This window comes from Bacillus sp. JJ1521 (genome assembly GCF_036965165.1).
GTDB lineage: Bacteria > Bacillota > Bacilli > Bacillales > Bacillaceae_L > Ferdinandcohnia.
This window is the reverse complement of the sequence record NZ_JBALOX010000237.1, coordinates 1-7706: the sequence shown is the minus strand read 5'-3', so window position 1 is coordinate 7706 and position 7706 is coordinate 1. Positions and strand designations below refer to the sequence as shown.

10 protein-coding genes are annotated in these 7706 nt (G+C 35.8%); 3 read left to right on the top strand and 7 right to left on the bottom strand.

From position 1 onward, the window contains the following. Positions 1-299 precede the first annotated feature (299 nt). A complete protein-coding gene (locus V7147_RS23340; RefSeq protein ID WP_335370191.1) occupies positions 300-1196 on the top strand; it encodes a DUF4349 domain-containing protein in 897 nt (298 codons plus the stop codon). 106 nt (positions 1197-1302) lie between these two features. Here the strand turns inward: V7147_RS23340 and V7147_RS23335 are convergent, their stop codons facing one another. Together V7147_RS23335 and V7147_RS23330 are read right to left on the bottom strand one after the other, a co-directional pair. Beyond that, positions 1303-1536: a hypothetical protein gene (locus V7147_RS23335; protein ID WP_335370190.1), complete on the bottom strand. Its 234-nt coding sequence runs from the start codon at positions 1534-1536 to the stop codon at positions 1303-1305. Between the two features lie 168 nt (positions 1537-1704). Beyond that, on the bottom strand, positions 1705-1983 hold the full coding sequence (locus V7147_RS23330) for a hypothetical protein (RefSeq protein ID WP_335370189.1): 279 nt from the start codon (positions 1981-1983) through the stop codon (positions 1705-1707). Between the two features lie 937 nt (positions 1984-2920). Between V7147_RS23330 and V7147_RS23325 the strand changes: the two genes are divergently transcribed. After that, positions 2921-3115 (top strand): hypothetical protein, encoded by a 195-nt coding sequence (locus V7147_RS23325; protein ID WP_335370188.1) that lies wholly within the window; start codon positions 2921-2923, stop codon positions 3113-3115. Between the two features lie 78 nt (positions 3116-3193). Here the strand turns inward: V7147_RS23325 and V7147_RS23320 are convergent, their stop codons facing one another. The 3 genes from V7147_RS23320 to V7147_RS23310 form a co-directional block, all read right to left on the bottom strand. Then, positions 3194-3892 (bottom strand): polysaccharide deacetylase family protein, encoded by a 699-nt coding sequence (locus V7147_RS23320; RefSeq protein ID WP_335370187.1) that lies wholly within the window; start codon positions 3890-3892, stop codon positions 3194-3196. Between the two features lie 448 nt (positions 3893-4340). Then, positions 4341-4541: a cold-shock protein gene (locus V7147_RS23315; protein ID WP_010283135.1), complete on the bottom strand. Its 201-nt coding sequence runs from the start codon at positions 4539-4541 to the stop codon at positions 4341-4343. Positions 4542-4802: 261 nt separating this feature from the next. Beyond that, positions 4803-6368, bottom strand: coding sequence for an FAD-dependent oxidoreductase (locus tag V7147_RS23310; protein WP_335370186.1), 1566 nt, complete (start codon positions 6366-6368; stop codon positions 4803-4805). Positions 6369-6534: 166 nt separating this feature from the next. Here V7147_RS23310 and V7147_RS23305 point away from each other — a divergent pair, with 166 nt between their 5' ends. Beyond that, positions 6535-7188: a carboxymuconolactone decarboxylase family protein gene (locus tag V7147_RS23305; RefSeq protein WP_335370185.1), complete on the top strand. Its 654-nt coding sequence runs from the start codon at positions 6535-6537 to the stop codon at positions 7186-7188. Positions 7189-7265: 77 nt separating this feature from the next. On the opposite strand, the gene V7147_RS23300 is transcribed toward V7147_RS23305, so the two are convergent. Both V7147_RS23300 and V7147_RS23295 read right to left on the bottom strand, forming a co-directional pair. Continuing rightward, entirely contained in the window at positions 7266-7388 is a 123-nt protein-coding gene (locus tag V7147_RS23300; protein WP_335370184.1) for a hypothetical protein, read from the bottom strand. Between the two features lie 20 nt (positions 7389-7408). Further along, complete coding sequence (locus V7147_RS23295; RefSeq protein ID WP_335370183.1) at positions 7409-7600, bottom strand: RNA polymerase sigma factor; 192 nt, start codon at positions 7598-7600, stop codon at positions 7409-7411. Positions 7601-7706: the final 106 nt, after the last annotated feature.

The window sequence follows — 7706 nt, the reverse complement described above, 5'->3', positions numbered from 1 at the left end:
ATATAAAATAAGTTCTGCATCAGTACCAAGAAATTGCCCGAAAAACTTAATTATAGGTATGTAACTTTGTAAATCCTTCATAGTTCTCTCCCCTCTTTTTTTTTTAAAATGTATCATAAAAAAATTATAACAGACATGTCCTAATTTTATATTACCTAAAAATTACATTAACTAGCAATATAAAAGCCAGTAGATTTCTGGGTGTTTATGATATATAGACTAGTCATAATGAAACCAAATTGAAACAATTTCTTTTATAATCCGTCTAATGGGTAAAGACCTAAGGGGGCTAATTGAAGATGAGAGGCAAACTTTTCTTAAAATTGCTCGTGCTACTTCTATTATTGCTAACTGGATGCAGTAACCAAAGTTCAGAAAGTAAAGCAGATCGCGCCACTATGGATGGGCCGTATACTGAAATGAGTAAAGACGTGAGCAAAGAAGAAATGATGGATAATGAAACAGTTACTGAAAATAAAGTAAATAGCAATGGAAGCGTTCACATTGAGAAAGACCGTATGTTTATTTACCATGCAAATTTGTCCATCCAAGTAAAAGAATTTCGTTCAGTGGAAGCGGAAATTCAACAAAATGCAATTAAGCTTGGTGGATATGTGGTGGAATCATCGACCTATGATAATGGAACGGAATCTATTAATGGTACCATTATTGTTAAAATTCCACAGTCCCATTTCCAATCCTATATAAATGATATCGAAAAAAACAGTATAAAAGTTGTAGAGAAAAATATATCCGGTAACGATGTAACAGAGGAATTTGTGGACCTTGAATCACGATTAAAGGCAAAAGAAGCAGTGGAAAAAAGGCTACTGACCTTAATGGATCAAGCCGAAAAAACAGAGGACCTTTTAAAAATATCAAATGATCTTGCAAGGGTCCAAGAAGAGAAAGAACAAATTTTAGGAAGAATGAACTTTTTACAAAATAATGTTGACTATTCAACTGTAACAATTCATCTGGAAGAGCAATTAGTTAAAATTGATTCCATCAAGGACAACAAGTCCTTAAATACATGGCAAAAAGCTAAAAGTCTATTTATCGATACGATTAACGGAATCATATCTGTTTTTTCAAGTCTAGTGGTATTCGTTATTGGATTATCACCAATCCTTATTCCAATTGTTGTTATATTAATTGTATGGATTGTCCTCAGAAAAAAGAAAAGGCAAGAATAGGTCCACACTAAGAAAAGCGAACGGGTACGGTACCTTTTTTATTAATTAGGTAACTGAACCCGTTGGATTAATAAATAATTATACTTTCTGTTATGATTGCTCATAGTTAAATAATCTTTTCAGATACTTTAGCATATTCATCATCATTTAAGATGATTTGTTTATTGAATGTGTTCCAATTTGACACACGTGGAAACCCCGATTCATTTAATTCTGCAGAAATTTGTGAGTTAATTGGCGGCTTTAATTTTAATGAGCGTAGCATTTGATTATTGCTAAAGAATACTTCATTTGGATCTCCTTCCATCACCACTTTTAGAAAGAGCGAAAACTGTTCCATTTGGGGATCAACGGGATCCTAAGACTATTATTGGACCTATCAAGCAGCATAATTTTCAATAAATTTAGCAATGCAAAAAGACTAGGATTTTTTTCTAGTCTTTTTGCTGTATTTTTGTTATATCTACTTGCACAACTAAAGCACCGTATGTTTAAGAGGAAAATCTAATTATAAATTTTGCTTCTTAAAAGTTTTATAATATTCGTTCCCTAATATTCCAAGCCCAATAACTGTCAACAATAATCCAACTATAAATGGGAAACCAAGAAATAATGACTGTATAGGTTCATCGTCATATAGCTTTTCCCCAAAAATGGCATACCATAATTTAGAATCCCCTGACCAAGCAGTAATACTGGTTGCATATATAGAGCCAGATAAAATAATTATTAAAGTAACTAATAATCCACCTAACATTAAAAATCCACCTATTATGGTTCTTTTCAAAAATTACCTCCTCCTTATTTATTTAGTCAGCGAAATCACTTCTTCAACAATCCATCTTCGTTAGTTGAATATACATAAAACAATATTTTTATTTTAACATAAAATTCCAAAAGTTACGTCAAAAAATTTACAAAAGAAAATCAGTTGAACGTATAACAACCTTATTAACCTGGATTTTAGAAAAGGTTACAATAAATATAGTAATAGAGTTAATTGCTATGCTAATTTAAGTGTTATTTCGCTTGTCAAAACAAATAATTTGATGTTATTTCAATAAAAAATGGAGTACGAAATTAAATGCTAATTCATACTCCAATAACTATGATATTTAATGTTTTCTCTCCGTCTCCCGAACCAGTTAATAAATTGTTTTATATAATCGATGTTACTCATAATTTCCTGTAGGTTTATGAATAGCTCACTATTCCCAAGTAGAACTGATCAAACTATCCATTCTCAATATTTTCTAAAATAAATGCCTTCTTCCGGTTGTTAGTTATAATCGACTATTTGCTGATGAAGGTCTGACGCATTTCTGGTTGCTATAACGAGTTGAATGTTTCCATATCATCTTGCATTCCTGTTAGCATCGTCTCAAGATCCACTCTAGCCAGTTCATCAATAACAGCCTGCTCTGTTAGGGTTGAAGCCTAGTTAATAAACGTACTGACTCAATTTACATAGTCTGTTGCCTCTTGCACATATGCGACAGTATTATTTCCATCCTTAAGGATGGAACAAGCACCAAGAAATAATAATGCTATTAAAGAAAGGACAATTAAACCTTTTTACAATATATCTGCCTCTGCTTTGTGTCATACCACATATACGATTCAAAATATGAAGGTTTCAAACCTTTTACTTTAACCCTTCTTTCATATTAAGCGAAAATAGATTATACTGGACTAACTACATATTCAAAAAGGTGGAATTTCCTATGACTGAGAACAATCAATCCGAAGCACCAAAAAAGAAAATCAGCTTGCAAGAAGCTATGAAGCAACAGCTTGAAAACAAAAAGAATCAGTCCTCTTCAGGTAAAGGAAAAATGAATGCTGATCTTTCAACAAAAAAAATGAAAAGCCAGCAAACAAAAAAGCCAAGCAATACCCGCAGAAAAATGGGTGTCTAAGAACGAAAAAAGAACCAATTCATATGGTTCTTTTTTTGTATCTGTTTAATTGAATTAATCCGGTTTACCAAACTGAAACTACAACCCTTGAAGCTCATTAACAGTTACGAAAGTATAGCCTTCTTTTTGAAGCGTTTGGATAATCCCTTCAATTTCTGCAAGTACTTTATCGATATCATCATACATTGGATGCAGCAGGATGATAGATCCAGGTTGGATTGTATTTTTCACGTAATTTATTATATCCACAGGTGTTGTGTGGTAGCTATCCGGTTCAATGTTCCACGTGATGGTGTCTTTGTTTTGCTTGTTAAGGTAGTAAGGTAAACCTACGAGCTTCTTTCCGTTTGGTGGACGGAAGTCAATTTCCCCGTTATACCCTGCCCCACGAATAAGTTGATCCGTTTTTTCGATTTCTTCTTTTATATAGGATGGTTCCTTGAAGACCATGCGATTATGGGAATACGTGTGATTTCCAACCTGATGACCCGCTTCCACAATATTCTTTGCCTCTTCAGGAAATTTCTCGATATCTTGTCCAATTAAAAAGAACGTCGCCTTCACATTATAATTCTCCAAGAGCGGTAGGATTTCGTTTACTTTTTCAGATGGACCATCATCAAAGGTCAGAGCAATTACCTTTTGATTGGTTTCAACCTGCTGTGTTAGACCGCCAAATAATTGGAACGACCTTGAATTCATTAGTTTATAGGTTCCGAATAACATAAGAAAAATGATAACAATCACAAGACCAGTAAGTACAAATTTTCTTTTCATCGTTTACTTCCTTTTCATTTATTTCAACTTCTATTATATTAAATNNAAATAGGAGATTATATATGTTTAAAAGGTTTGTAAAATCTTTTGTTTAAACGAGGCAATATAATTCGGTTCGAGTTAGATGATTGGAACAAATGGTATAAATAGAACCTGAAAAATTCCATGATGCAGTTGTTGACTATCTCATATAGGAAGGAAAAAAAGTAGAGACCCTATCCATTGTTAAACACGTAACGAGTAACAAAGTTGCGGAACTTCTGAATGATGGAGTTAAATATGAACTGACTATTATGTCAGGAGCCAGAGTGGCACCCACACAAACAGTGGTATTAAGAAATTGGAATAGGTAGAGATACAAGTTGTACCTGCTTTGTTTAATTGTAGATCTGCATTAAAAAAGAGGTATACCGAAATCGGTACACCCCTTTGCTAACGATGGTTCTTATTAAGCTTTACGAACGTTAGAAGCTTGAGGACCACGTTGTCCTTGTTCTACATCAAATGTTACACTTTGACCTTCGTCTAAAGATTTGAAGCCGTCGCCTTGGATTGCTGAGAAATGTACGAATACATCGTCTCCACCTTCGCGCTCGATGAATCCAAAACCTTTTTCTGCGTTAAACCACTTAACTTTACCTTGTTCCATGTTAAATTGCCTCCTAGTGTGACTGTCCACACATATGTTACTATCCTTGTTCAAATACCTTAGACGAAAAACAAAAGATATTTCTTAATCTGAATAAGAACAAAAATAATTCTTCTTTATAATAACAGATGTAAAAAAAAATAGCAATGTTATTTGGTTTAGAAAAGCATTTTATTTTTTTACAAGTACCTATAACATGTAAAGGAGCCCTTAAATTCAAGGCTCCCCCATTTGGATTCCCTTCTAAAAACCTATTTTTTTTTAATACCCGGAATCCTCCGATGTAAGGTTATCCAGCATTGTATAGTCGTATTGCTGCAAAGGCTTTTCTGCTGGACCTTCTAAAACTTCGCCTGAATAAGAGAAGCGAGATCCATGACAAGGACAATCCCATGATTTTTCACCATTGTTCCAATGAACTTCACAGCCTACATGGGTACAGGTTGTATCTACAATGTAAAGTTTACCATTTTCATCTTTATAAGCTCCTTTTCGATGTCCATCAATCGAAATCACCGCACCTTCCCCATTTGGAATGTCAGCCACATTTTTTTGTGGGATTTCCATTTTTCCTTGAATTAAATGCTTAACGACTTTCGCATTGTTAACAAAGAAATTTTTCAATGTCGGATGTGCATAGAATCGAGCAGGTGAATACATGTCACGATATGGATTATTTCGTTTCAGGATAATATCCCTGAATAACAGGGCAGCGGCAGTACCGTTTGTCATCCCCCATTTACGAAATCCCGTAGCAACTAAAATATTGGGTTCACCTGTTGTGAGTTCCCCAATATAAGGAATTTTATCCAATGTTTGAAGATCTTGCGCCGACCAACGGTAGGTAATATCTTCTAATTCAAATACCTGTTCTCCGAAAGTGCCTAATGCATTGTACTCTTCCATTGTGTCATTTCGTTCACCCGTTTGATGGCTGCCCCCTACAGCTAAAACATATTCTTCGCCATTATGTTTCATTGATCGTAGTGAACGTGTTGGCTTATCAGCACTTATGTACATCCCACCAGGGTAACTTTCCTTCACTTTAGTAGCGACTATGTATGATCGGGTTGCTTTCATTCTTGCAGAATATAGACCCGTGCCCTCATAAAATGGGAAATGGGAACAAGCGAGAACAAAACCAGCTTTAACTCGCTTATTTTCGCGAGTGAGTACTACCGGCTTTTCTCCTGTTTCAACATTCACCGCAACGGTATTCTCAAAAATAAGTCCACCTTTTTCTTTAATAATTTTAACAAGATGTGCTAAATATTTTACCGGATGGAACTGGGCTTGATTTTTCATGACAAGTGCGTTTTTTGTGTCAATTTTAAAAGGAATACTGTCTTCAAGTCCACCAACGATTCCAATTTTTTTATAGGCTTCTGCTTCGTTTTCTAGCTTTTGTTTGTACTCGTCTGTTGTAGAATAAATGATTGCATCTTGGTTGCTAAAATCACAATCAATCTGGTGCTCTTCCACTGTTTTTTGGACAAATTTTATTGCATCTGTGTTTGCTTCATAGTAAAGCCTCGCCGTACTTTTTCCGAAATTTGTGATGAATTCATCATAGATTAGCCCGTGCTGTGCAGTAACCTTAGCTGTCGTATGCCCCGTTGTCCCATTAAGCAATTTATCCGCTTCTAATATGGCTACCTTGAGTCCCTCATTTACTAAGACATAAGCAGAGGTTAAACCTGTAATCCCCCCACCTACAATCACTACATCTACCTCAAGGTCTTCCTCTAGCGAAGGAAATTCTGGAATATCAACGTCAACCCTCCATATTGGCTCTGGTGTTTCGGGAAGCTTCTTCTCATTTGCCACAATAAACCCTCATTTCCTAAATAAGTAATTTTGCCATTAGGTTTTCCAGTAATTTAGGTATCATACATGGGCGGGAGGGAATTTGATGGGTAAGCTTAACGCCAACTCTAAGAATACTTTTAAAAAATAATGGTAAAACTATCTTGAATCTAAAGGGGGTTATCATATGTCCACAAGCTTTTATCCAAAAGAAAATCTAAAACATTTTGCGAGAATTAAGGATCTTGCTCCAGAACAGTTAAAAGCCTATAATGCGTTTGGTAAGGCTGCTATGCAAGAAGGAGTATTATCAAAGAAAGAAAAAGAAATCATTGCGGTTGCGATAGCACATGTTACAGAATGTCCATATTGTATTGATGCACATACAAAAGGTGCAAAAAAAGCTGGTGCATCATTAGAAGAGTTAACCGAAGCCGTATTTGTTGTAGCGGCGGTTGAAGCTGGGGGAGCTGTGACCCACAGCACGCATGTACATAATGCCAATACACAAGAGGCTTCCGATATACTTTATGCCCGCTCTAATTTAAAACATCTAGGACAATTAGGAAAGTTTGCCCCTGATGGTTTCAAAGCGTATGGTGCATTTAGTGCTACAGCAACTAAAGAAGGAAAACTAAGTAGTAAGTTTAAAGAAATCATCGCCGTAGCAGTTGCAAACGCAACACAATGCCCATACTGTATAGATGTTCATTCAAAAAATGCAATAAAGCTTGGGGCGACAGGCGAGGAGCTTGCCGAAGCAATTATGGTAACGGCTGCGCTCCGGGCGGGCGGTGCTTATGCACACATAGCAAATCTCATTCAAAGCTATGAGGAATGAGATTGTGTTAGCGCTATGAAGACCTTTCGGGTTTGGGTAAGAGAAAATTGACCGCAAACCGAGACTATGACGAGGAATTAGGGTATTTTTTGTGCATCGTTTTCCTCTTCATCAAGACCATGAAAAGGATTTCCTTCATTCTTTGACATGCTTTCCTCTTCATCAAGGCTATGAAGAGGATTTCCGTCAGTCTTGTTCATCGCTTCCCCCTTCATTAATGCTATGAATATGACTGGATTCGCTGCATCATTTTAATAAAAATTTCTTGTGTCAGATCATATGCCATTTCCTTGTTTCCCACTTTGCGATAAACAAATGCATAGATAAGTTTATAGTATTTCCTCTTCAAAACCTCCATCGCCGCCTGGCTACCTTGCATGACTTCCTCAATCAGTTCCTGATCCTCGGGCATTTTTATCACCTCACTATTTATGACGAAAAGATTTAAAAAAGGATTTATTTTTTTGATAAAAAAATTTTACTCGTTCCGTAAAGAAGCACCCGTCCAATTGGACGGG